Origin of the sequence: Actinomadura rayongensis (genome assembly GCF_009831215.1) — a bacterium.
In the GTDB taxonomy this organism is placed as follows: domain Bacteria; phylum Actinomycetota; class Actinomycetes; order Streptosporangiales; family Streptosporangiaceae; genus Spirillospora; species Spirillospora rayongensis.
In genome coordinates this window covers 106,380-129,959 of sequence record NZ_WUTW01000008.1, presented here as the reverse complement: position 1 = coordinate 129,959, position 23,580 = coordinate 106,380, and the positions used below count along the sequence as shown (strand labels likewise).

Annotated in this window: 26 protein-coding genes; 9 read left to right on the top strand and 17 right to left on the bottom strand. The window is 75.5% G+C overall.

Going from position 1 to position 23,580, the window contains the following annotated elements:
* Positions 1-50 precede the first annotated feature (50 nt).
* Positions 51-551, top strand: coding sequence for a MarR family transcriptional regulator (locus GQ466_RS27035; RefSeq protein WP_337193645.1), 501 nt, complete (start codon positions 51-53; stop codon positions 549-551).
* Here the strand turns inward: GQ466_RS27035 and GQ466_RS27030 are convergent.
* The 7 genes from GQ466_RS27030 to GQ466_RS27005 all read right to left on the bottom strand — a co-directional run bounded on the left by GQ466_RS27030 (position 499) and on the right by GQ466_RS27005 (position 7,772).
* Positions 499-1,968, bottom strand: a complete 1,470-nt coding sequence (locus GQ466_RS27030; RefSeq protein ID WP_161105872.1) for an MFS transporter — start codon at positions 1,966-1,968, stop codon at positions 499-501. The genes GQ466_RS27035 and GQ466_RS27030 overlap by 53 nt on opposite strands.
* Before the next feature lie 37 nt (positions 1,969-2,005).
* On the bottom strand, positions 2,006-2,233 hold the full coding sequence (locus GQ466_RS31080; protein WP_337193644.1) for a DUF6457 domain-containing protein: 228 nt from the start codon (positions 2,231-2,233) through the stop codon (positions 2,006-2,008).
* Between the two features lie 25 nt (positions 2,234-2,258).
* Entirely contained in the window at positions 2,259-2,843 is a 585-nt protein-coding gene (mobA, locus tag GQ466_RS27025) for a molybdenum cofactor guanylyltransferase (protein ID WP_337193643.1), read from the bottom strand.
* Between the two features lie 25 nt (positions 2,844-2,868).
* Entirely contained in the window at positions 2,869-3,855 is a 987-nt protein-coding gene (gene moaA / locus GQ466_RS27020) for a GTP 3',8-cyclase MoaA (RefSeq protein WP_337193642.1), read from the bottom strand.
* A 69-nt stretch (positions 3,856-3,924) separates the two neighbouring features.
* Entirely contained in the window at positions 3,925-4,737 is an 813-nt protein-coding gene (locus GQ466_RS27015) for a hypothetical protein (protein ID WP_161105870.1), read from the bottom strand.
* Positions 4,738-4,739: 2 nt separating this feature from the next.
* On the bottom strand, positions 4,740-5,936 hold the full coding sequence (locus GQ466_RS27010) for an RtcB family protein (RefSeq protein ID WP_161105869.1): 1,197 nt from the start codon (positions 5,934-5,936) through the stop codon (positions 4,740-4,742).
* Positions 5,937-6,017: 81 nt separating this feature from the next.
* A complete protein-coding gene (locus GQ466_RS27005; RefSeq protein ID WP_161105868.1) occupies positions 6,018-7,772 on the bottom strand; it encodes a SelB domain-containing protein in 1,755 nt (584 codons plus the stop codon).
* Between the two features lie 384 nt (positions 7,773-8,156).
* On the opposite strand from GQ466_RS27005, the gene GQ466_RS27000 reads away from it, so the two are divergent.
* Positions 8,157-10,037, top strand: a complete 1,881-nt coding sequence (locus tag GQ466_RS27000) for an acetate--CoA ligase (RefSeq protein WP_161105867.1) — start codon at positions 8,157-8,159, stop codon at positions 10,035-10,037.
* On the opposite strand, the gene selD is transcribed toward GQ466_RS27000, so the two are convergent.
* From selD to GQ466_RS26960, 8 genes are read right to left on the bottom strand one after another with little or no spacing between them, the layout of a single operon-like run.
* Positions 10,038-11,003: a selenide, water dikinase SelD gene (gene selD, locus GQ466_RS26995; RefSeq protein ID WP_161105866.1), complete on the bottom strand. Its 966-nt coding sequence runs from the start codon at positions 11,001-11,003 to the stop codon at positions 10,038-10,040.
* A 59-nt stretch (positions 11,004-11,062) separates the two neighbouring features.
* Positions 11,063-12,817, bottom strand: coding sequence for a proton-conducting transporter transmembrane domain-containing protein (locus GQ466_RS26990; protein ID WP_161105865.1), 1,755 nt, complete (start codon positions 12,815-12,817; stop codon positions 11,063-11,065).
* Positions 12,814-13,182 (bottom strand): NADH-quinone oxidoreductase subunit K, encoded by a 369-nt coding sequence (locus GQ466_RS26985; protein WP_161105864.1) that lies wholly within the window; start codon positions 13,180-13,182, stop codon positions 12,814-12,816. The genes GQ466_RS26990 and GQ466_RS26985 overlap by 4 nt, the downstream gene beginning before the upstream one ends.
* The gene (locus GQ466_RS26980; protein WP_161105863.1) at positions 13,179-13,898 is read right to left on the bottom strand and encodes an MnhB domain-containing protein; all 720 of its coding nucleotides are present in this window, start codon (positions 13,896-13,898) and stop codon (positions 13,179-13,181) included. The genes GQ466_RS26985 and GQ466_RS26980 overlap by 4 nt, the downstream gene beginning before the upstream one ends.
* Positions 13,895-14,179, bottom strand: coding sequence for a DUF4040 domain-containing protein (locus GQ466_RS26975; RefSeq protein ID WP_161105862.1), 285 nt, complete (start codon positions 14,177-14,179; stop codon positions 13,895-13,897). Before GQ466_RS26975 ends, GQ466_RS26980 begins: the two co-directional genes overlap by 4 nt.
* A 4-nt stretch (positions 14,180-14,183) precedes the next feature.
* Positions 14,184-14,477 carry a monovalent cation/H(+) antiporter subunit G gene (locus tag GQ466_RS26970; protein WP_161105861.1) on the bottom strand — a complete coding sequence of 98 codons (294 nt, stop codon included), beginning with the start codon at positions 14,475-14,477 and terminating at the stop codon, positions 14,184-14,186.
* Positions 14,474-14,743, bottom strand: coding sequence for a monovalent cation/H+ antiporter complex subunit F (locus GQ466_RS33000; protein ID WP_161105860.1), 270 nt, complete (start codon positions 14,741-14,743; stop codon positions 14,474-14,476). The genes GQ466_RS26970 and GQ466_RS33000 overlap by 4 nt, the downstream gene beginning before the upstream one ends.
* Positions 14,740-15,201, bottom strand: coding sequence for a hypothetical protein (locus GQ466_RS26960; RefSeq protein WP_161105859.1), 462 nt, complete (start codon positions 15,199-15,201; stop codon positions 14,740-14,742). Before GQ466_RS26960 ends, GQ466_RS33000 begins: the two co-directional genes overlap by 4 nt.
* A gap of 127 nt (positions 15,202-15,328) precedes the next feature.
* Here GQ466_RS26960 and GQ466_RS26955 point away from each other — a divergent pair, with 127 nt between their 5' ends.
* Positions 15,329-15,619, top strand: coding sequence for a DUF6343 family protein (locus tag GQ466_RS26955; protein WP_202421180.1), 291 nt, complete (start codon positions 15,329-15,331; stop codon positions 15,617-15,619).
* A 32-nt stretch (positions 15,620-15,651) separates the two neighbouring features.
* Here GQ466_RS26955 and GQ466_RS26950 read toward each other — a convergent pair whose 3' ends face one another.
* Complete coding sequence (locus GQ466_RS26950; RefSeq protein ID WP_161105858.1) at positions 15,652-16,422, bottom strand: SDR family oxidoreductase; 771 nt, start codon at positions 16,420-16,422, stop codon at positions 15,652-15,654.
* A 119-nt stretch (positions 16,423-16,541) separates the two neighbouring features.
* On the opposite strand from GQ466_RS26950, the gene GQ466_RS26945 reads away from it, so the two are divergent.
* The 6 genes from GQ466_RS26945 to GQ466_RS26920 all read left to right on the top strand — a co-directional run bounded on the left by GQ466_RS26945 (position 16,542) and on the right by GQ466_RS26920 (position 22,175).
* The gene (locus GQ466_RS26945) at positions 16,542-16,724 is read left to right on the top strand and encodes a DUF3099 domain-containing protein (RefSeq protein ID WP_161105857.1); all 183 of its coding nucleotides are present in this window, start codon (positions 16,542-16,544) and stop codon (positions 16,722-16,724) included.
* A 32-nt stretch (positions 16,725-16,756) separates the two neighbouring features.
* Positions 16,757-17,374 carry a trimeric intracellular cation channel family protein gene (locus tag GQ466_RS26940; protein ID WP_161105856.1) on the top strand — a complete coding sequence of 206 codons (618 nt, stop codon included), beginning with the start codon at positions 16,757-16,759 and terminating at the stop codon, positions 17,372-17,374.
* A 9-nt stretch (positions 17,375-17,383) separates the two neighbouring features.
* The gene (gene fdhD, locus GQ466_RS26935) at positions 17,384-18,196 is read left to right on the top strand and encodes a formate dehydrogenase accessory sulfurtransferase FdhD (RefSeq protein WP_161105855.1); all 813 of its coding nucleotides are present in this window, start codon (positions 17,384-17,386) and stop codon (positions 18,194-18,196) included.
* 131 nt (positions 18,197-18,327) lie between these two features.
* Positions 18,328-19,257: a metal-dependent hydrolase gene (locus tag GQ466_RS26930; RefSeq protein ID WP_161105854.1), complete on the top strand. Its 930-nt coding sequence runs from the start codon at positions 18,328-18,330 to the stop codon at positions 19,255-19,257.
* A gap of 315 nt (positions 19,258-19,572) precedes the next feature.
* On the top strand, positions 19,573-20,415 hold the full coding sequence (locus tag GQ466_RS26925) for a M24 family metallopeptidase (protein WP_161105853.1): 843 nt from the start codon (positions 19,573-19,575) through the stop codon (positions 20,413-20,415).
* Positions 20,412-22,175, top strand: a complete 1,764-nt coding sequence (locus tag GQ466_RS26920) for an SDR family oxidoreductase (protein WP_161105852.1) — start codon at positions 20,412-20,414, stop codon at positions 22,173-22,175. The genes GQ466_RS26925 and GQ466_RS26920 overlap by 4 nt, the downstream gene beginning before the upstream one ends.
* Here GQ466_RS26920 and GQ466_RS26915 read toward each other — a convergent pair.
* Entirely contained in the window at positions 22,172-23,473 is a 1,302-nt protein-coding gene (locus tag GQ466_RS26915) for an FAD-dependent oxidoreductase (protein ID WP_161105851.1), read from the bottom strand. The genes GQ466_RS26920 and GQ466_RS26915 overlap by 4 nt on opposite strands.
* Positions 23,474-23,580 lie beyond the last annotated feature (107 nt).

The following is a 23,580-nucleotide window of genomic DNA, read 5'->3' as shown; positions in this document are numbered from 1 at the left end:
GTTTCCGTGCGCGCGTCCGTCAAGGAACCCCGGTGGCCTACGGTGGGCCGGTGACCAGTCGTCCCCTCGACCCCATCGGCGAGGCGCACCGGCAGTGGAGCGCCCGCTGGCCCGAGCACGCCGACCAGATGGCCGCCGTGACGTCCGTGATGCGCGCCCAGCAGATCCTGCTCGGGCGCGTCGAGGGCGTCCTCAAGCCGCACGGGCTGACGTTCGCCGCGTACGAGGCGCTGCGGCTGCTCGCGTTCACCCGGGCGGGCGAGCTGCCGATGGGCAAGATGGGCGAGCGGCTCATGGTCCATCCCGCCTCGGTGACCAACGTGATCGGACGGCTTGAACGGCGCGGGCTCGTCACCCGGCGCCCCTCCCCCGGCGACCGGCGGATCGTCCTCGCCGAGATCACCCCGGCGGGCCGCGAGCTGGCCGAGACCGCGACCGAGGCCCTGCACGAGGCGGGGTTCGGGCTGCCCGACCTCACCGCCGAGCAGGCCGCCGCGATCACCGGCGCGCTGCGGGCGGTGCGGGTGTCGGCGGGGGAACTCGGTCCCTGAGCCTGCCGCGGCGGTTCAGCCCCAGGTCGGCGAGCGCCGCCGCCAGCGCGCACAGCACGAACACGAGGATCACGACGAGCCCGCGCCGGAACCCGTCCGCCCACGCCTCGGCCGCGCCCGGCCGCGCGCTCCCGACGGCCGCGAAGAACACCGCCCCGACGCCCGCGATGCCGACGGCCGTCCCGACGCGCTGGCCCGTCTGGAGCACCCCGGCCGCGCTGCCGCCCTCGGCGGACGGCACCTCCGACAGGGTGATCGTCTGGTTCGGGGAGATCACGAACCCGCTGCCGACCCCGGCCACCAGCAGCGGCGCGGCCGTCAGCCACGCCACGCCCCCGCCGGGGTGCAGCTCGACCGCGAGCCACGCGCCGACCAGCCCGGCCGCGACCATCGCCAGCCCGGTCGCCACCAGCGGGCGCCCGTAGTGCGCGACGAGCCGTCCGCCCGCCGCCGCGCCCGACCCCGAGCCGAGCGCGAACGGGGTGATCGCGAGGCCCGCGCCGAACGCGCTGTAGCCGAGGCCGTTCTGCAGGTAGAGCGTGAAGATGAAGAAGATGCCGGTGAACCCGGCGAAGTAGAGCAGCGCGATGGCGCTGCCGAGCGCGTAGGACCGGTGCCGGAACAGCGCGAGGTCCACCATCGGCGCGGCGGCCCGCCGCTCGCGCCGGACGAACGCCGCGAGGAGCAGCAGCGCGGCCGGGACCAGCAGCCACTTGAGCGCGCCGTGCCACTGCCGCTCCTGGACGAACGGCAGCATGAGGACGAGGACGGCCGCGCCGAGCAGCACCACGCCCGGCACGTCCTGGCCCCGGCGCTCGCCGCGTTCGGGGGCCGGGAGCAGCCGGTGCGCGATCGGCAGCGCGGCCAGGCCGACCGGGACGTTGACGTAGAAGACCCAGCGCCAGCCCTCGTCCGGTCCGGCCAGGGCGATCAGCGCGCCGCCGATCAGCGGCCCGGCGGCGGTCGCGACGCCGATCACGGTGCCGAGCGCGCCGAACGCCCGGCCCCGGTCCGGCCCCTGGAACAGCTGCTGGATGAACCCGGCGACCTGCGGGGTGAGCACGCCGCCCGCGACGCCCTGGACGAGCCGCGCCCCGATCAGCCAGCCGATGCCGGGCGCGACGCCCGCGACCGCGCTGGCCAGCGTGAACAGCGCGAGCCCCGCGAGGAACACCGCGCGGCGGCTGCGGGCGTCGCCGAGCCGTCCCGCCGGGACGAGCACGAGCCCGAACGTCAGCGCGTACCCCGACAGGATCCACTGCAGGGACGCCTCGGACGCGTGCAGGCCCTCCCGGATCGACGGGAGCGCGACGTTGACGATGCTGACGTCCAGCAGCGTCATGAACGCGGCGACGAGGCACACCGCGAGCGCCCGCCAGCGGCGTGTCCCGGCCGTTCCGTCCGCGTGGTCGGTCATGCCGGGGCTCCTCTCCGGGACGCCGCCGGTCAAACGGTCAGCCGGCGTCCCAGCCGTCGGCGAGCGCCGTCAGCCGGGCCGCCGCGTCCCGGGCCGCCGCGCCGCGCCCGACGGCGATCCCGAGCAGGAACGTCGTGAGCGGCGCGCCCGGCCGCGCGACGCCGTGCGCGACCTCGCGGGCGAGGTCCAGCACGAGGTCGCGGTCGACGTCGGCGCGGTCGATGCCGAGTTCCGCGCAGGCCGTCTCGATCCATTCCTCCAGCACGTGGCGTCCCCTCTCCGGTGGGATGTCAGGCGCGTCCGGGCCACAGGGCCCGCGCGCGGGTCAGGTCCTCGGGGGTGTCGCAGTCGAACCACGGGGGGCGCGCGTCCGCCGGGAGCCGGACGGGCGCGGGGCGCAGCGGGCCGAGCAGGCCGCGCAGGGACGCGCCGTCGTAGGCGCCGAGGGCGGTGCGGAGCGTGGGGGCGTGCCAGCAGCCGGCGAGCCACTGTTCGCGGCCGTCGGCGTCCACGAGGACGGCCCCGGCGCCGGTCCGCCCGGCGGCGGCGAGCAGCGCGGCGAGGTGCGCGGGGCGCAGGAACGGGAGGTCGGCGGCCAGCAGCGCCAGCCACGTCGCGTCCGGGAGCGCGGCCAGGCCGGCGCGCAGCGCGGGGACGGGGCCGGAGCCCGGCGGGTCCTCGCGGACGGCGCGCGCGTGCGGGACGTCCGGCCGCGCCGGGCCGACCACGACGAGGCGCCCGGCGTCTCCGACGGCGTCCGCGACGTGCGCGAGCAGGGACCGTCCGCCGACGCGCGCGGCGGGCTTGTCGGCGCCGCCGAGCCGCCGGGCCCGGCCCCCGGCCAGCACGATCGCGTCGTATCCGGTGTCCCGCACGTCGTCCATCGTCGCACGCGGCGGGTCAGCCGCCGATCGCCGACATGGGCCGGACGGGCTGCAGGAACCCCGGGTCGTCGATGCCGTGCCCGGCGCGCTTGCGCCGCACCGCCGTCCGCCAGCGCTCGGCCAGCTCGGCGTCGGACGCCCCGGCCCGCAGCGCGCCGCGCAGGTCGGACTCCTCGGTCGCGAACAGGCAGTTGCGGATCTGGCCGTCGGCGGTGAGCCGCACCCGGTCGCACGCGCCGCAGAACGGGCGCGTCACCGACCCGATGACGCCGACGCGCTCCGGCCCGCCGTCCACCGTGAACGACTCGGCGGGCGCGCTGCCGCGCTCGCCGTCCGCGGGGACGAGCGCGAACGCGGCGCCGAGCCGGTCCAGGATCTCGTCCGCGGTGATCATCCCGGCGCGGTCCCAGCCGTGCTGGGCGTCCAGCGGCATCTGCTCGATGAACCGCAGCCGGTAGCCGTGGTCGAGGCAGTACCGCAGCAGCGGGACGGCCTCGTGGTCGTTGATCCCGCGCATGAGCACCGCGTTGACCTTGACCGGCGCGAGGCCCGCCGCGTGCGCCGCGGCCAGGCCGCGCAGCACGTCGGCGAGCCGGTCGCGGTGCGCGAGACGGCGGAACGTCGCCGGGTCGAGCGTGTCCAGCGACACGTTCACCCGGTCGAGCCCGGCGGCGGCGAGCGGCGCGGCGAGCCGGTCCAGCCCGATGCCGTTGGTGGTCAGCGAGATCTCCGGGCGCGGGCGCAGCGCCGCCGCCGCGGCGACGAGGCCCGGCAGCCCGCGCCGCAGCAGCGGCTCCCCGCCGGTGAAGCGGACCTCGGTGATGCCCAGCTCGGTCACGCCGATCCGGACGAGCCGGACGACCTCCTCGTCCGTCAGCAGCTCCGGTTTGGGCAGCCAGTCCAGACCCTCGGGCGGCATGCAGTACGAGCACCGCAGATTGCACCGGTCCGTCAGCGAGACCCGCAGATCCGTGGCGGTCCGGCCGTGGTCGTCGACCAGCACGTGCACCTCTTTCCCCGCCGCACGGCGGTACGTCCCGTCCAGCCTAGGCGTGGACGGGACGTTCCGGCCTCATCGGGCGGACGCGGCCCGGTCGAGCGCGGCGTGCCGGTCCCAGATCTCGGCGCGCAGTTCGGCCGGATCGGACGGCGCGTCCGGACAGGCGAGGACGTCGGCGCGCGCCCGCCGCGCCACCGCCACGTCGCGGTGGAACGAGCGGAACACCTGGACCTCGCCGGACGCGTAGAAGCAGCTCCCGAACGTCCGGCCGAGGAACTCGGCGTCGCCGTGCGGGCCGGCCGGGTTCAGCCGGGACACCTGGACGGCCCACCGCCGCGCCTCGCGGGCGCTGCGCGGCAGCAGCGCGACGACCCCGCCCCGGCGCTCGAAGTGACCTTCGTCCCGGTACGGAAGCCGGTCGTCTTCGCGCAGCCAGGCGCTCCGGTCGGCCAGCGCGGCGTCCAGGCCGTGCGTCTGCCACACGACCGTCCCGTCCGACGCCGGGAGCCGCCCGAGCCGGGCCAGGTCGCGCGCCGCGCGGACGGTGAACGGCGTGTGCCACGACGGGACGACCGCGATCGGGTCGGCGGGATCGGCGTCGAACGGCGTCGGGACGAGGAACGGCCGGTCGATCACCAGCAGCGTTCCCGGCCGCGCCTGGTAGGCGAGGCCCCACAGCAGCCGCGCGAGGAACCGGGCGCCGTGCCCGTCCGACAGGACGTGCCAGGTGCCGTGGAAGCGGTTGGTGCTGAACCGCGCGGACGTGCCCGGGCGCGGCGTGACGACCGTGTACGTCCGCCCGCCCAGCCGCACCGCGCGGCGGTGCAGCTTGAGGCGGGCGGTGACGGCCCGCGCGGTGCCGGGCCGCTGCCGCCCGCCTCCCATCGTCAGCCGCCCTTCACGCAGAGGAGCTGGCGCAGGTGCGCGACGACCTCGACGAGGTCGGACTGCTGGGCCATGACGGTCTCCAGGTCCTTGTAGGCGCCGGGGATCTCGTCCAGGACGCCGGTGTCCTTGCGGCACTCGACGCCGGCGGTCTGCGCGACGAGATCGTCCAGCGTGAACGCCTTGCGGGCCTTGTTGCGGCTCATCCGGCGGCCCGCGCCGTGCGACGCCGAGTTGAACGCGGCCGTGTTGCCGAGGCCGCGCACGATGTAGGTGCCGGTCGCCATCGAGCCCGGGATGATGCCGAGGTCGCCCCGGCCCGCCCGGATCGCGCCCTTGCGGGTGACGAGCAGCTCGACGCCGTCGTAGGTCTCCTCCGCCACGTAGTTGTGGTGGCAGGAGATGACCTCGCCCCAGGAGCAGCGCTTCTCGCCGAACCGCTGCGTCACGACGCGCTGCGCGAGCGCGGTCATGACGGCCCGGTTGCGGCGCGCGTACTCCTGCGCCCAGAACAGGTCGTTGCGGTAGGCGTCCATCTCCTCGGTGCCCGCGAGGAACACCGCCAGGTCGGTGTCGGGCAGGTCCCGGTTGTGCGGCAGCTTGCGCGCCGCCTCGATGTGCCGCTCGGCCAGCTCGTTGCCGATGCCGCGCGACCCCGAGTGCAGGATGAGCCACACCGCGCCCTCGTCGTCGGCGCACAGCTCCAGGAAGTGGTTGCCGCCGCCGAGGGTGCCCATCTGCTGGCGCGCGCGCCCGAAGCGGTCCCGGACGCCGTGGTGCAGCCCGTCGAACTCGCTCCAGAAGTCGTACCAGCCGCGCAGCTTCAGCGCGGGCAGTGCGGACGGGTCCACCGGCTCGCGGTGCGAGCCCCGGCCGACCGGCACGGCCTTCTCCAGCCGGTGCCGCAGGCCGGACAGGTCGTCGGGCAGGTCCTCGACCGTCAGCGACGACTTCACGGCCGTCATCCCGCAGCCGATGTCGACGCCGACGGCCGCCGGGGCGACGGCGTCGCGCATCGCGATGACCGAACCGACCGTCGCGCCCTTGCCGTAGTGGACGTCGGGCATCACCGCGAGTCCCGCGACCCACGGCAGGCCCGCGACGTTGCGGAGCTGCTCGCGCGCCACGTCCTCCACGGACGCCGGGTCGGTCCACATGCGGATCGGGACGCGACCGCCCTCGATCGTCTGGTAGGGCACGATCTTCCCTTCACTGGTCGAAAAATGTCCGGAACGCCAGGCGTTCCCGGGCTCTATGACACAGAACGGAACTAAGGAAGATCAATCGGTTTTCGGCGGCACCCGCCGGGTGAGGCCCATGCGATCCAGGTGCTCCAGCAGCGCGACGACCACGCGCCGGGACGTCGTCAGCGCCGCGCTCGCCTCCGCCGGGGTGAACGGCTGCGGCAGGTCCGCGAGGACGCGCAGCGCCGCCTGCTCCGCGCCGGGCAGCAGCACGACGTCGCCGGGGAGCCGCAGGACGGCCCCGGCGCGTTCGGCGGCGTCCAGCGCCCCGCCGGTCAGGCCCAGCTCGGCGAGCCGTTCGGCGGGCGGCGCCCCGAACGGCGCGGGCCGCAGGTCCCCGGCGAGGCGCGCGACGGCGGCGGCGACGCCGGGCGGCAGCGGGGGCGGCGGGCCGTGGACGCGTCCGCCCGCCACCCGCAGCTCCGGCTCCCCGGCGGCGCCCGCGAGCGCGGCGACGAGGTCGCGGGACGGCAGGCCGAGCCGCAGCCGCGCCGTCTCGATCGGCAGCCCGGGCGCGTCCGGGGAGTCGGCGGCGTGCCGGGCGGCAGCGGCGGCGAGGCGGGCGCGCAGCTCCGTCCACGCGGCCGGGTCGGCGACCCAGTCCGGGCCGGGCTCGACCGCGCCGACCGGGACGGGGCAGCCGAGCGCGGCCAGCTCCGAGCGCCGCAGGACGCCGTGCCGGCGCAGGACCGCGACGCCGTCCGGACGGTCCGGCCAGGACGCCAGCTCCCGCGCGCGGGCCGCCGCCGCGCCGCGTCCGAGCAGCGGCGGCGGCCGGACGTCCAGCACGTGCGCGCCCGCGAGCACGCCGCGCTCGGGGTCGCGCAGCAGCGCCGCGTCCCCGGCGTGCAGGGGCAGCCGCGCGTTCAGCGTGAGCCGCGCGGTGTCGGGGCCGAGCGGGTGCAGCCGGACCCGGACGGTCGTGGACCCGGTGTGCAGGACCATCCGGCGCGGCAGCCGCCCGGACGCCTCCTCCGACCGGGTCCGCACGTCGACGGCGGTCGTGGGCGTCCACGCGCCGGGCGTCACCAGCGCCATGCCGGGCGCGACGCGCACCGAGTCGGGCAGGACGAGCGAGATCCGCGCGACGCCGTGCGCGCTCGGGCACGGCGCCCCGCCGGACCGGACGGCGCGCACCCGCACCCGCGCGCCCGCGGGCAGGAGCAGCAGCTCGTCGCCCGCCGCGACGGTGCCCGCGCCGAGCGTCCCGGTGACGAGGACGGTCGCGGGCATCCCGGGCACCGCGCCCGACCGGCACGCGCCGTCGATCCAGAACCGGACGGGCGCGGCGGGGTCGGGCACCGGCAGCCGCGCGGCGAGCCGGTCCAGCGCGGCGACCAGGTCGTCCAGGCCGGTGCCGTCGGCCGTGCTCACCGCGACGGTCTCGGCGCCGCGCAGCCCGGTCGCGGCGAGCCGGTCGCGGGCCTGGCGCAGCGCGAGCCGGGGGTCGGCGACGTCGGCGCGGGTGACGGCGAGGACCGCGTGCCGCACGCCGAGCGCGTCCAGCGCCGCCAGGTGCGCGCCGGTCTGCTCGCGCCAGCCCTCGTCGGCGGCGACGGCGATCAGCGCGGCCGTCGCGGACCCGGCGGCGACCGCCATCGCCGGGACCGAGCGCGGGCCGCCGGGGGTGTCCACGAACGCGAGCCGGGTGCCGGACGGCAGGTCCGTCCACGCGGCGGCGAGCCCGCTGGCGTCGCCGGGCGCGAGCGGCACCGGGTCGCGGCCGGTGAGGGCCCGCACGAGGGCGGACTTCCCGTGGCCCGCGTGGCCGGCGGTGACGACGACCTGCATCAGGGACTGGCCCTTCCCGGGGTGAACGGCGTGGGGACGGATCTCCGTTGCGGGACCGGGCGGCCGAAGGATCCGTGGGACAACCCTAGGGAGCGCGGCGCCCGCCGCGAAAGACGGTCTCGCTCACCAAGTGAAATTCTCACCGAACCTCCGGGCCGGGGACGACCGCCCCGGCCGGGCGCGCCGGGGACGAGATGCGGCGGATCCCGTCTTTGTCCGCTTTTCGCCACCGGTGCCCCGCGTCCCAGGCGGCGACACCCGTCCCGCCTGACTCGCGGCGTCATCGACGTCACCGCGCCCCTTGACGCAGGACGCGCCCGACGTGCCTATTAGGGATGCGCCCCGAATCCGGGCCGGGGCGCGTCCCGGCACGGGGAGGACCACATGGGCGTCTACGGGGCGGCGTACGAGCGCAGCATCACCGATCCCACCCGCTTCTGGGGGCTCGCGGCCCGCGACGTCCGGTGGCTCGTCCCGCCGGACCGGGTGCTGGACGACGGCGCGCCGCCGTTCTACCGCTGGTTCACCGGCGGCGAGCTGAACACCTGCGACAACGCGCTCGACCGGCATGTCGCCGAAGGGCGCGGCGCGCAGCCCGCCCTGATCTACGACAGCCCGGTCACCGGGACCGTCCGCACCTACACCTACCGGGAGCTGACGAACCTGACCGCGCGGTTCGCGGGCGCGCTGTTAGCGCTCGGCGTGCGGACGGGCGACCGCGTCGTGCTCTACATGCCGATGATCCCCGAGGCGGTCGTGGCGATGCTGGCGTGCGCGCGGATCGGGGCCGTCCACTCGGTGGTGTTCGGCGGGTTCGCGGCGCGGGAGCTGGCGCTGCGGATCGACGACGCGCGGCCGAAGGCGGTCGTGTCGGCGTCGTGCGGCATCGAAGGGTCGCGGGTCGTCCCGTACAAGCCGCTGCTGGACGAGGCTTTGCGCCTGGCGTCCCACCCGGTGCGGCACTGCGTGGTCAAGCAGCGGGACGCGCTGCGGGTCCCGCTGACGTGCCCGCGCGACGTGGACTGGGACGAGGCCGTGGCCGCCGCCGAGCCCGCCGACTGCGTCCCGGTCGCGGCGACCGATCCGCTCTACATCCTGTACACGTCCGGGACGACCGGGCGGCCGAAGGGCGTCGTCCGCGACAACGGCGGGCACGCGGTGGCGCTGCGCTGGTCGATGGAGAACGTGTACGGGGCGCGGCCGGGCGACGTGTTCTGGGCGGCGTCGGACGTCGGCTGGGTCGTCGGCCACTCCTACATCGTGTACGGGCCGCTGCTGACGGGCTGCACGACCGTCCTGTACGAGGGCAAACCGGTCGGGACGCCGGACGCGGGCGCGTTCTGGCGCGTCGCGGCGCAACACCGGGTGAAGGTGCTGCTCACCGCCCCGACCGCGATCCGCGCGATCCGCCGCGAGGACCCGTCCGGGCGGCTGGCCGCCGGGCACGACCTGTCCGCGCTGGACGCGCTGTTCCTCGCCGGGGAGCGCCTGGACCCCGAGACGTACCGGTGGGCGGCCGAAGCGCTCGGCCGTCCGGTCGTGGACCACTGGTGGCAGACCGAGACGGGCTGGCCGATCGTGGCGAACCCGCGCGGCCTGGAGGAGCTGCCGGTCAAGCCGGGGTCGCCGTCGGTGCCGGTGCCGGGGTTCGCGGTGCGCGTCCTCGGCCCGGACGGCGACCCGGTCCCGCCCGGCGTGGACGGCGACGTCGTGCTGCGCCTCCCCCTTCCGCCGGGCACGCTGCCGACGCTGTGGCACGACGACGAGCGGTTCGTCGAGTCCTACCTGACCCGCCATCCCGGCCACTACCTCACCGGCGACGGCGGCCACGTCGACGCCGACGGCTACGTCTGGATCATGGGCCGCACCGACGACGTCATCAACGTGGCCGGGCACCGGCTGTCCACCGGGTCGATGGAGGAGGCGCTGTCGGGGCATCCGGCGGTGGCCGAGTGCGCGGTGATCGGCGTCGGCGACCCGGTGAAGGGCCAGGTGCCGCGCGGGTTCGTCGTGCTGAAGGCGGGCGCGGACGCCGATCCGGCGGCGCTGGCCGACGAGCTGGTGGCGCTGGTGCGGGCGCGGATCGGCCCGGTCGCGGCGCTGCGGGAGGTCGCGGTCGTGCCCGCGCTGCCGAAGACGCGGTCGGGGAAGATCCTGCGCGGCGCGATGCGCGGGATCGCCGCCGGGGAGGACGTCCCGGTGCCGTCCACGATCGAGGACCCGGCCGTGCTCGACGCGCTGCGCCCGGTGCTGCGCCGCGACTGATCAGCGGACGACCAGCAGCGCCTCCCGCCGCGGGACCAGCTCGCCGATCACCGGGGCGCCCGGGATCTCTCCGGCCAGCAGCAGGCCGCCGGAGGTCTGGGCGTCGGCGAGCAGCAGCCGCTCGTCCTCGGCGATCCGGCCGAAGTCGGTGCCGCCCGCGACCCAGGCGAGGTTGTGGTGCGTGCCGGGCGGGACGAACCCGTCGCGGACCGACGCGCGGGCGCCGTCGAGGTAGGGCACGGCGGCGGCCTCGACCACGGCGGTGACGCCGCTCGCGCGGGCGATGCGGAAGAGTCGGCCGAGCAGGCCCGTCCCGCCGACCGCGCCCGCGCACATGACTCCGTTGGCGAGGGCCAGGCCGGACGCGGCGGCGTTCAGCCGGGTCATCGCCGCGACCGCCGCCGGGAACGCCTCGCCGGTCGCGCGGTGCCGGGCGTTGAGGACGCCGAGGCCGAGCGGCTTGGTGAGCGACAGCGGCACGCCCGGGACGCCCGCGTCCGGCCGCAGCATCCGGCCGGGGTCGGCGACGCCGGTGACGGCGAGCCCGTAGGTCGGCTCGGTGCCGTCGGCGCCGTGGCCGCCCGCGATGACGCACCCGGCCGCCGCCGCGCCGTCCCGGCCGCCGCGCAGCACCTCGCGGGCCAGGTCCTCGCCGAGCGCGGCGTGCGGCCAGGCGAGCAGGTCCAGCGCCATGACGGGCCGGCCGCCGGCGGCGTAGACGGGCGAGAACGCGTCGGCGGCGGCGATGCGGCCCCAGTCGTAGGGGTCGTCGACGACCGGGGCGCAGAACGCGGCGGCCGAGACGACCGCGTGCTCGCCGGACCGTCCGGCGGGCGGGAGCAGGACGGCGGCGTCGCCGTGGGCCTCGGGGGCGAGGCGGTCCAGGACGGCGGGCGGGAGGCGTCCGGCACCGCCCCCGCCGTGGGCGTACCGGGTGAGCCGGAGGGGAGCGGGAGGGCCGATCACGGGGGCAGGTATCTCACGGAACACACCAAACGATCAACAAACTGCTGGTATCGGACTGGTCACCGCCAGAGCTGGAGCGCGGCGAACACGGCCGTCCCGGCGGCGAGCCAGGCCGCGTAGTCGCCCGCGTGGCCGGAATGGGCGAGGTGCAGCGGGCGGACCAGGCGGCCCGTCACCCGTCCCTCGCCGCGCCGCAGGCCCGTCCAGGCGACGAAGGCCGCGAGGGCGACGCCCGCGAACGCCAGGGCCAGGCCGTCCGGGCTCGCGAACGGCGTCGCCGCCGGATGCGGCGCGGGTTCCCGGACGCCCCCGAGCACCGCCGCGTGCAGCGCCGCCGTGTCGGTGAACACGGCGGCCCCGGCCGTCAGCGCGCGGGCCAGGCCGGGCAGCAGGCCGAGGAGCAGTCCGGCGGCGGCCAGGACGAGCGCGGGGACGGTCATCGTCCACGGCGTGCGCGGCAGCTCGCGTCCGGTCTCGGCCTTCTCGTCCGACGCGCCGTGCGCGGCCGGACGCCCCGCGCCCCGGAACACGTGCAGCCACACGCGCAGCACCGCGCCGCCGGTGAGCGCCGACACCGCGAGCGCGAGCGGCGTCACCCACCACCAGCCGCGCTCCCCCGCCGCGTGCTCGATGACCGCTTTGCCCGCCCACAGCCCGGACGGCGGCAGCCCGGCGAGCCCAAGCCCGCCGATGAGGAACACCGGCGCGGTGACGCGCAGGCCGCGTCCGCGCCCGTGGAGGGTGTCCTCGTCCACCGAGCCGAACCGGTTGAGCAGCGTGCCCGCCGCGAGGAACAGGCCCGCCTTCGCCCCGGCGTGACCGAGCAGGTAGCAGGCAGCGCCGGCGAGGGCGTGGCCGTCCAGCAGCGCGACGCCGACGAGCAGCAGGCCCGCGTGGCTGATCGTGGAGTAGGCCAGCAGCCGCTTGATGTGCCGCTGCGTGACGCACATGACGGCGCCGAGCAGCGCGGTGAGCGCGCCGAGGACGGCCAGGGACCGTCCGGCCGCGATCGCCCCGTGCGCGAAGACCGTCCAGTACAGCCGGGCGATCGCGTAGACGCCGAGTTCGACCATGACGCCGGAGAACAGCACGCAGACGGGCGTCGGGGCGACGGCGTGCGCGTCGGCCAGCCAGAAGTGGAACGGGACGGCCGCCGCCTTCACCAGGAAGCCCGTCGCGACCAGGACGAACCCGGCGGTCGTCAGCGCGTCGCGGGACGTCCCCACGTGGTCGCCGAGGACGAGCAGGTTCAGCTCGCCCGTCCGCGCGTACAGCAGGCCAATGCCGGTGAGCGTGAGCGTCCCGCCGAGCGACGCGACGACGCCGAAGTTCAGCGCGCCGTGGACGGTCTTCGGCTCCTCGGGCAGGTAGCCGGTGAGGACGACCGCGATCACGCTCATCAGCTCGTAGAAGACGAACTGGTCGAACAGATCGCCGGTCAGGACGAACCCGCACATCGCGCCGGTGAACAGCAGGAGCAGCGCGTGGAACGCCGCGTGGACCTCGGTGAAGAACCGCCACGAGTAGACCAGCGACGCGAGCGCGAGCACGGCGATCGTCAGCGCGAGGCCCGCCGCGAACGGGTCGGCGACGAGCGCGATCCCCGGCGCCCCGGTGCGCGGCGACCAGCCGCCGGGCCATTCGGTGAGCGGCCCGCCGGTCGTCCGGACGAGGACGGCGCCGAGCAGCCCGCACAACGCGAGGACGACGGCGGCGGCGAACGCGTCGACCACGCGGCGCGGCAGCAGCCGTCCGGCGGCGGCCAGCAGCGCCGCCGCGCCGCACGGCAGCCCGATCACCGTCGGGAGGATCACCGGTGCCCGTCCGTGGCCGCGCTCTCCAGCGACCGCAGCTCGCCCGGGTCGAGCGTGCCGCGCCGCTTGGCGACCTGGACGGCGAGCGCCAGCAGCATCGCGGTGATCGTCGCGCCGACGACGATGTCGGTGAGCGCCATCGCCTGCACGACCGGGTCGGTGACCGGACGGGACCCGGGCGCGATGTCGGAGAACACCGGCGCCGTCCCGCCCTTGCGGTACCCGACGAGCAGCAGCAGGACGTAGGTCGACGACTGCGCCACCGACACGCACACGATCGCGTGGACGAGGTCCCGCGTCGTCGCGACCCCGTACACGCCGACCAGCAGGATCCACAGCGGGACGAGGTACACCGCCCAGCTCACCGGGCCTCCTTCCGGCGCGGCCTGATCTCCAGCGCCTGCTCGAAGAACCGGGCGAGCACGATGACGAACCCGCACGCGACCTCCACGCCGACGACCGCGTTCAGCCACGGGACCGTCCGCGCGCCGCGCTCGGTCGCCGTCAGCGCCCCGGCCGCGAGCGCGGACACGACGAACAGCGCGGCGGCCGACGACTCGGCGACCTCGAACGGCGGGATCGGCCGCAGCCGCTTCAGCGCCGGGTAGTCCCCGGCCAGGTAGACCAGGTGCAGCGCGCTCGCGAGGACGACGCCGCCCTGGAACCCGCCGCCGGGCGAGGAGTAGCCGTTCGCGACGACGTACGCGCCGACGACGAGCGTCACCGGCAGCAGCAGCGCGCCGGTGAGGCGGAGCGCGTCGAACACGTCGGCGGGGCCGTGCCGCAGGTCGCCGCCCGCGCGCAGCCGCTCGTCCCGGACGGCGCGCAGCAGCACCACCGCGCCGAGCGCCGCCGCGAACAGGATCAGCTCCTCGCCGACCGTGTCCAGCGCGCGCTGGTCGAAGTTGACCGACGCGATGATGTTGGGGGTGTCCTGGTCGGTCCCGGCGCGGACGGCCCGCGCGCCGTACGGGTGCGCGCCGAGCCCGAAGGACGGCATTCCGGGCAGGGCGAGGAGCAGCAGCACGGCGATGCCGGCGGCCCCCGCGAAGAACACGGCGGTGCGGGCGCGGGGCGTCATGCGCCGTCCTCCTCGCGCGCGGCGGCGCGCTTCCGCGCGGCCTTGCCCGCCGTCCGCGCGGCGCGCAGGGCGAGCACGACCAGCAGCGGGAGGACGACCGTGCCGACGCCGATCTGCGACATCGCCACGTCCGGGGCCTGGAGCACGACGAACAGCACGCCGAGCGCGAGCCCGTACCCGGACAGGACGATCGCCTGCCGTCCCGGATCGCGCGTCAGCACGACGCCGGTCGCGGCCCCGGCGGTGAGCAGCAGCGCCGCGACGACCAACGCGTCAGCCATCAGCTCAGCCACCGCTCTCGCCGTCCGTCCGGCGCGGATGCGCGGCGCGCGCGGTCGCGACGACGGCGGCGGGGCCGCTGAGCACGACGAGCAGCGCGATGACCACGATCTTCACGCCGTCGTGCCAGGTCGTCCGCGCGTCCGGCGCGAGCAGCAGCCCGGCCGTGACGAGCGGCGCCGCGAGCACCGCCACCGGCCCGGACAGATGCAGCCGACCGTGCACCTGCGGGTTCACGAGCAGCCGCACCGCCGAGACGACGGCGACCACGACTCCGGCCCAGACCAGAACCGCGCTCACAGGATTCTCCCGAAGAAGCGGGCGTAAACGAGGACGCCGGCCAGGGACAGCAGGGCCAGCAGCAGCGCGGCGTCGAGGTAGGCGGGACGGGCGTAGGCGACCGACAGCAGGACGAGCAGCAGCGTCGCGATCGTCCCGGCGGCGCTCAGCGCGGCGAGCCGGGCCAGCGGGCCGCCGCGCAGCAGGGCGGCCAGGCACGGCGCGAGGCCCCCGGCGAGCAGGACCAGCGCGGGCAGCGCCCACTCGGCGCGGACGCCGCCGCTCACCGGCCGAGCCCCCGTTCGACCAGGTCGGGCCCGGGCCCCAGCCGGTGCAGGACGAACGTGCCCCGCTGTGGGTCGATCTGCGTGACGAACGTCCCGGGCGCGGCGGACAGCAGCAGCGTGACCAGGCCCGTCCAGTCCGGTCCGGCGGGCGCGGGGCCGTGGAACTCGGCGCGCGCGCCGGACGGCACCGGCAGCGCCAGCCACCGCGCGTCCGCGACGATCTGCACCGGCACCGCCGCGGCGGCCCGCGCCATGCCGCCGCGCCACGCGGGCTCGGGACGCTCCGGGCCGCTGGTCAGCAGCCGTGCGGCGGCGTACCCGGCGCCCGACGCGACCACGGCCGCGACGCCCGCCACGACGAGCTGCGGCCAGACGATCTCGGAGATCAGCGCGACGTACAGCGCGAAGCACAGCACGGCGGTCGCCGCGACCGCCACCGCCCGTCTCGCTCCCCGCATGCGCGCTCCCGCGTCCCGGCGTCGTCCCGTCACGACCGGTTGGTACCCGCGAGCGCGCGATCATGCGCTTCGGACGAAAGCCGCGAATTCCTGCATGTCACGCCATGGCACCGGGCAGGGGGCGGCCATGAAGACCGAGCGCGACACCGAGAACGGACGGCGGCACGGGATGGAGCGCGGCAGCGCGCTCGGCGGCGCGCCGTGGGGCCGCAGCCCGCTGAACCTGCGGCTCGGGCTGGCGGCGTTCGGCCTGGTCGCGAGCGTCGCGCTCGCCGTGCTGAGCTTCGCCGCCGGGCTGCCCTGGCTCGGCGTCGTCATGGCGGTGATCGCCGCCGTCGCGCTCGCCGACGCCGTGGTGGTCGGCCGGCGGGTGGTCCGGCGGCGCCGGCGCGGCGAGCACCACTCGCTGTTCGAGTGAGCCGCGGAGGACCGGCCCCCGCGGCCCGCGCGTCACAGGGTGGTGAGCCCGCCGTCCACCGGGATGACCGCGCCGTTGACGTACGACCCGGCGCGGCTGGCGAGGAACACCGCGACGCCCGCCATGTCGTCCGGCCGGCCGATGCGCTTCAGCGGGACCGTCTCGCTGATGATCTCGCCGAACGCATCGAGCGTCGCCGCCATCATCTTGGACTCGAACGGCCCGGGCGCGACGGCGTTGACGGTGATCTGCTGTGGCCCCAGCTCCTTGGCGAGGACGCGGGTGAGCTGGTGGACCCCGGCCTTGCTCGTCGTGTACGCGTAGCGCTCGCCGGGCGTCATGATGCCGTCCACCGAGCCGATGTTGATCACGCGCGCCGGGTCGCCCTCGACCGCCGCCGCGCGCAGCGCGGGCAGCAGCGCCCGGGTGAGGTAGAACGGCGACTTCAGGTTGAGGTCCACGACCTTGTCCCACGCCGCCGCCGGGAACTCCTCCAGCGGCGCGCCCCACGTCGCCCCCGCGTTGTTGACGAGGACGTGCAGCGCGCCGCCGTCCAGCTCGGCGGTCACCGCCTCGGCGAGGCGCACGCACTCGGCCTCGGTGCTGACGTCCGCGGGGATCGCCGTCACCGTCCCGAACGCCGACAGCTCGGCGGCGGCCTTCTCGCACGCCTCGGCCTTCCGGGAGCTGATGACGACCTTCGCCGCGCCCGCCTGGAGCAGGCCGCGGGCGATCATCAGGCCGATCCCTCGGGTTCCTCCGGTGACCAGCGCGGTCTTCCCGGCCAGGCTGAACAGGTCCATCCAGGCGTCCTTCCAGAGTCCAGTTCGGTTCCGCTCCCGAACGTATCGGAGCGTCCGGGGCCGCTCCCACGCAGTGTCCGCGCGGTTCGCGGCGATCTCTCGGCGCGTACGGTGGAAGCATGAGACGGCGCAAGGTCGCGTACGGGATCATGATGGGCGTCTGCCTGGTCCTGTTCGTCCTGGCCTGGACGGTCGTGTGGCGCTTCTCCGTGCCCGCCGCCGTCGTCATGGCGGTCGTGGCGATGGTCATCCCGCCGTTCGCCGCGATCGTCGCGAACTGGAACGTCGACGGGCGGCGGTGACGGCGCGCCCGGTCCGGGGCATGATCGTCTGCATGGGCCTCCCTGCCGCGCTGGACCTCGCGGGCATCTTCGTGTTCGCGCTGTCCGGCGCGCTCACGGCCGTCCGGCAGCGGCTCGACCTCGTCGGCATGGCCGTCCTCGCCGGAGCGACGGCGCTCGGCGGCGGGATCCTGCGGGACGTCGCGATCGGGGCCGTCCCGCCGAAGGCGTTCACGAGCGTCGGGTACGTCGTGATGCCGCTCGCCGCGTCCGCGCTCGTCTTCTTCTGGCACCCGCAGGTGACGCGGCTGCTGCCCGCCGTCCTGTTCTTCGACGCCGCCGGGCTCGGGCTGTTCTGCGCGACCGGGACGGGGAAGGCGCTGGCGTTCGGGCTGTCGCCGGTGCACGCGGTGCTGCTCGGGGTCGTCACGGCCGTCGGCGGCGGCGTGCTGCGGGACGTGCTGAGCGGGCAGGTCCCGTCCGTGCTGTACGACCGGCAGCTCTACGCGCTGCCCGCCGCGCTCGGCGCGTCCGTCGTCGCGGTGGCGCACGTGCTCGGGGCGGGCGGCGGCGCCGTGACGGCCGGGGCGGCGGCGCTGGCGTTCGCGCTGCGGCTCCTCGCGCTGCGGTACGGCTGGCGGACGCCGCGTCCGCGCGGAGTTCCGGGGTAGCGTGCCCCCATGGGGCGGATCACCGTGCGCAGGCCGGTCCTGCGGCTGAGCACCACCGGAGCGGCCGGCCGGCGGCCCGACACGCTCGCGGTCGAGGAACCGCTGGAGATCCGCGTCGCGGGACGGCCGCTGACGATCACGATGCGGACGCCCGGCGCCGACTTCGACCTCGTGACGGGCTTCCTCGCCGCCGAGGGGATCATCGGCGGGCCCGGCGACGTCGCCGCGCTGCGGTACTGCGCCGACACGACCGAGCAGAACACCCTGGACGTGGTGCTCGCGCCCGGCGTCAATCCGCCCGAGGCGGCGCTGACCCGCGCGTTCACGACGACGAGCGCGTGCGGCGTGTGCGGCAAGTCCAGCATCGAGGCGCTGGCGGCCGAGCGGCCCTACGACGTCGCCGCCGACCCCGTGACCGTCACCGCCGCCGTCCTCGCGTCCCTGCCGGACCGGCTCCGCGCGGCGCAGCGTGTCTTCGACCGGACGGGCGGGCTGCACGCCGCCGGACTGTTCGACGCGGCGGGGGAACCGCTGGCCGTCCGCGAGGACGTCGGGCGCCACAACGCCGTCGACAAGGTCGTCGGCTGGGCGCTGCGCGCCGATCTGCTGCCGCTGTCGGGGCGGATCCTCATGGTGAGCGGGCGCGCGTCCTTCGAGCTGACGCAGAAGGCGGCGCAGGCCGGGATCCCCGTACTGGCGGCGGTGTCGGCGCCGTCGTCGCTCGCGGTGGACCTCGCCGAGGACGCCGGGCTGACGCTCGTGGGGTTCCTGCGCGGCGAGACGATGAACGTCTACACCGGGGCCGAGCGCATCGCGACCTGAGACTTTGTCACCGGCGGACAGATCCCGCGCGCCCGTCGCAGTGTGTCCGATTTAATTGGTCGCTCTGCGTACTGCACGGTAGGTCTACTCTGTACCCTTCGTCGGACACGGTACGGATGTGAGGAGTGAGAATGACGAGGTCGACGCCCGAGAGCCCCGCGTCCGCGATCGACGAGCGGCACCCTCCGATCCGGCCGCGCCGGGTCGCCTTCGACTGGACGAAGACGCCGCTGCACTGGATCCCGGGCGACCCGGTCGCCACGCACATCATCAACTCGTTCCACATCGTCCTACCCGAGGGCGAGAAGTGGTTCATCCAGTGCGTGAAGGACGCGCGTCCGTACATCAAGGACGAGCGGCTGCTGGAGGAGATCAAGGGCTTCATCGGGCAGGAGATGGTCCACGCGCGCTCGCACCAGGGCGTCCTGGACCAGATCCTCACCGCCAACGGCATCGACGTCAGCAAGATCACCGAGGCGGCGGCCAAGGGCAACGCCGACCGGCCCGCGCAGATGGCCGCGCTCAAGAAGAAGAACCCGCGCGCCTGGCGGCGGCGGCTCCGGTTCGAGCTGGCGGCCGTCGCGTCCATCGAGCACTACACCGCCGTCCTCGGCCAGTGGCTCATGGAGGACGACCGGCTCGACCGCGCCGGCATCGACCCGACGATGCTCGACCTGCTGCGCTGGCACGGCGCCGAGGAGGTCGAGCACCGGTCCGTCGTGTTCGACGTGTTCCAGGCGCTCGGCGGACGCTACCCGACGCGCGTCCTCGCCTGGGTCGTGTCGCTGTTCTTCCTCTACTGGGCGCTGATCGGCGGATCGTTGTACCTGCTCAAGCAGGACCCGACCGTCAAGCGCGTCTCGCTGCCGCGCGTCCTGCTCGCCTACCGGCGGTCGGTGCGCCGGGGGCACGTGCCCGGGATCTTCAAGCTGCTGCTTGGCGAGGCGCCCATCTACCTCAAGCCGTCGCACCACCCGTCGCAGATCTGCTCCACGCCGAAGGCACTGGAGTACATCCACCGCTCCCCCGCCGCGCAGGCCGCTGGATACGACCCGTATTAACGGGTCTCTCCTGCGGGCCGCTCGCCTAGCGGCTCGCGTCCCGCAGGGGGTAAGCGTCCCGCGCAGGGGCTTTGCGTCCCGCAGGGGCTCGCTTCCTGCGCAGGGGTTTGCGTCCCGCGCAGGGGGCTCGCGTCCCGCGCTCGGTTCGTGCGGTCGCGCGACGGCGGGTGTTACTCAGGATGCTGCTGGGACTGCTGGTTTTGTCGGTGGGACGCGAGGTTCGCAGCCCGGCTTTGTCGGGTTTGGTGTTAATGTGGCCTGCGTCACTTACCTAACGGCTTGACCCTGGTTCAGTGCAGGCGGTTAATTAACACCGTGTCCAATAAAGTCGCGCTCGCCCGTACCGACGACGCCGCCGAGCTCGATCGGTTCCGCGAGATCCAGCGCCTCTGCTACCAGTGCGCCGACGAGGTCGCCGCCACGCTGGAGCCCGGCGTGACCGAACGCGAGGCCTGCCGCCGCATGCGCCGCTGGCTGCTCGACCACGGCGTGGACGACTGGCTGCACGTCCCCTTCGCCTGGTTCGGCGACCGGACCGCCTTCCGGGGCTTCCGCATCCCCACCCAGTTCCTCCCGACCAACGTCCGGCTGGAGGAGGGGATGCCGTACATCCTCGACTTCGCGCCCGTCCGGGACGGGTACTGCGCCGACATCGGGTACGCGGGCGTCCTCGGCGAGAACCGCGTCTGGGAGCAGGTCGACGCCGACCTCGCCGCGCACCGCGAGCTGATCCTCGGGCTCGTCCGCGAGCGCCGGAAGTTCGCCGACATCTACGCCGAGGTGGACGCCCTCATCGACCGGCAGGGCTACCAGAACCGGCACCGCAAGTACCCCGGGCGCGTCATCGGGCACCAGGTCGGCGTGATCGGCGGGCTGCTGCCGAAGGGCGTCGCGTTCCCGTTCGGCGTCCGGTTCCTCCAGACGATCGGGCGCGAGCTGGTCAAGGAGCGCATGGCCGGACGGTCGCCGCTGTGGAACGGCGCCCGGCAGTCGCAGCATCCGCCGACGCCGGGCCTGTGGGCCGTCGAGCCGCACATCGGGTTCCGGGGCGTCGGTGTGAAGTTCGAGGAGCTGCTCGTTGTCACCGAGGACGACGCGTACTGGCTCGACGACGACCTGCCCCACGTCCGCCGCTGGGCCGCGCGGGCGGCGGCGTGAGCGGCGGAGACGTCCGGGTCCGGCGCGTCCGGGGCGACGGCGTCGACCTCGCCGTCTACGAGCAGGGCGACCCGGCCCGGCCGACCGTGCTGCTCGTCCACGGCTACCCCGACACGCACGCGGTGTGGGACGAGGTCGCGGCGCGGCTGGTCGATCGGTTCCACGTCGTTCGGTACGACGTGCGCGGATCCGGCGCGTCGTCGCGGCCGTACGGACGCCGCCGCTACACCTTCGCCTACCTTATGTCGGACCTGCGGGCCGTGCTGGACGCCGCCGCGCCCGACCGGAAGGTCCACCTCGTCGGGCACGACTGGGGGTCGATCCAGTCGTGGGAGGCCGTCCGGACGATGCCGGACCGGTTCGCGTCCTTCACCTCGATCTCCGGGCCTTCCCTCGACCACGTCGGCCGCTGGTTCCGCGCCGGCCTGCGCCGGCCGACGCCCCGCAACCTGCGGCGCCTCGCCGGGCAGGGCCTGCGGTCCTGGTACATCGGGTTCTTCCAGACGCCGCTGGTGCCGGAGGTGCTGTGGCGCGCCGGGATCGGACGGCCGTTCGCCCGCGCGCTGGAGACCGGCGAGGGCGTCGCGCCGCGTCCCGGCCATCCCGCCCGGACGCTGCCGCGCGACGGCTCGGCCGGGGTCGGGCTCTACCGCGCCAACATGCCGCAGCGGCTCCTGCGGCCCCGCGACCCGAGCACGACCGTGCCGACGCAGGTGATCGTCCCGACGCGGGACCGGTTCGTGTCGCCGCACCTGGTCGGCGGGCTCGCCGCGCACGTCCCTGACCTGTCGCTGCGGACGATCGCGGCCGGGCACTGGGTGCCGCGCAGCCGCCCGGACGTCGTCGCCCGCTGGATCGCCGAGCACATCGACCGCGTCACCGGCGCGCCGCTCGCCCCGGCGCAGGAGCGCGCCGTCCGCGGCGCGCGGGTCGGCGCGGACCGGCGCCCGTTCGAGGGCGCGCTCGTCGTCGTCACCGGCGCGGGCAGCGGGATCGGCCGCGCGACCGCGCTGGCGTTCGCCGAGCGCGGCGCCGAGGTGGTCGCGGCCGACGTCGACGGCGCCGCCGCCCGCCGCACCGCCGAACTCGCGGGCCTGCTCGGCCCGGCCGCGCACGCCCACGAGGTGGACGTGTCCGACCGCGCCGCGATGGAGGACTTCGCCAAGGCCGTCGAACACGACCTCGGCGTCCCGGACGTCGTCGTCAACAACGCCGGGATCGGCATGGCGGGCTCGTTCCTCGACCACACCGAGGACGACTGGAAACGCGTCCTCGACGTGAACCTGTGGGGCGTCGTCCACGGCTCCCGCCTCTTCGCCGCGCAGATGAAGGCGCGCGGCGAGGGCGGCCACATCGTGAACACGTCGTCGGCGGCGGCCTTCACGCCGTCGCGGACGCTCCCCGCCTACGCGACGAGCAAGGCCGCCGTCCTCATGCTGACCGAGTGCCTGCGCGCGGAACTCCACGGCGACGGCATCGGCGTCACGGCGATCTGCCCGGGGATCGTGAACACCAACATCACCCGGACGTCCCGCTTCGTCGGCCGCAGCGACGCCGACCAGGAGACCAACCGCCGCCGAGCGTCCCGCGCCTACGCCCTGCGCGGCTTCGGCCCCGAACGCGTCGCCGAACAGATCGTCGCGTCCGTCCGGAAGAACCGCGCGGTCGTCCCGGTGACCCCCGAAGCCCGCCTGGCCCACCTCGTCGCCCGCGTCTCCCCCGCCGCGATGCGCCGCCTGGCCCGCCTCAACCTCGGCTAGGCGGTGTGTTCGAGGTCGGCGAGGGCGCCGGTGCGGGTGTCGAGGAAGCCGAGGCGGATCAGGTCGTCGCCGCCGAGGCGGTGCAGGGTCCAGTTGGTGAGGACGCGGGCCTTGGCGCGCAGGCCGGGGACGGTCAGCAGGTGGTAGCCGCTCGTGACGGCCTGGGCGGGGAGGCCGGTGAGCCCCAGGCCCAGAGGGCGGGCTACTGCTTGGCCGCCTCCCAGGTCCACCACCAGGCCTAGGTCCCGGTGGCGGTATTCCGTCAGGTCGGCGCCGCGTAGGGAGGCGACGACGTTGTCGGCCGCCACCTCGGCCTGGCGGCTCGCGTGCTGCGCGGTCGGCGGGCAGATCGCTCCGTTGCCCTTCGCCAGGTCGGGGACGGCGGCGGCGTCGCCCAGCGCGAACACGTCCGGACGGCCCTCCAGGACGAGGTTCGCGCCGACGATCAGCCGGCCGCGCTCGGTCGGCGCCGCCATCGCGCCCACGAACGGCGCGGGCTTGACGCCGGCCGTCCAGACCGCCGTCCGGCACGGCAGGACGCGGCCGTCGGTGAGGACGGCCTCGTCCTCGGTCAGCCGGTCCAGGCTCACGCCGAGCCGGATGTCGATGCCGCGCTCGCCGAGCTTGCGCCGCGCGACCTCGCCGAGCCGTCCGCCGAGTTCGGGCAGGAGGCGATCGGCGACGTCGACGAGCGTCCAGCTCAGCAGCGCCGGGTCCAGCCGGGGGAAGCGGCGCATGGCCTGCGCGGTGAGCAGTTGCAGGTTCGCGGCCGTCTCGACGCCGGAGTAGCCGCCGCCCACGACGAGGAAGCCGCACCGCGCCGCCCGCTCGGCGGGGTCGCGCGCGATGCTCGCCAGCTCCAGCTGCGCGACGACGTGGTCGCGCAGGTAGACGGCCTCGGCGAGGTTCTTCATGCCGTGCCCGTGCTCGTGCAGGCCCGGGATGTCGAACGTGCGGGTCACGCTGCCGGGGCAGACCACGAGACGGTCGTAATGGAGGGTGGTCGTACGGCCGTCGATCGTGTCGACGTCGACCGTCCGGGCGCGCAGGTCCACGCCGGTCGCCGAGCCCGGGACGAGCTGCGTCCGCCGCAGCAGCCGGTGCAGCGACCCGGCGATCGAGCGCGGGTCCAGCACGCCGGCCGCCACCTGCGGCAGCAGCGGCTGGTAGAGCGTGTACCCGAACGGCGACACGATGCGGATCTGGGCGGCGTGCGGGCGGAGCGTCCGTTCCAGCCGGCGCGCGACGGTGTAGCCGGCGAACCCGGCTCCGATGATCACAATGCGGGGTGCGGGCACGGTCGTTCCTCCGTACGGTTCGGCTGCCGTTAAATCACCGTACGTGACGACACCGGCGCGGCCCGCGACCGGGGGCCGGTCAAGTTCCGACCGACGGCCTTTTCCGC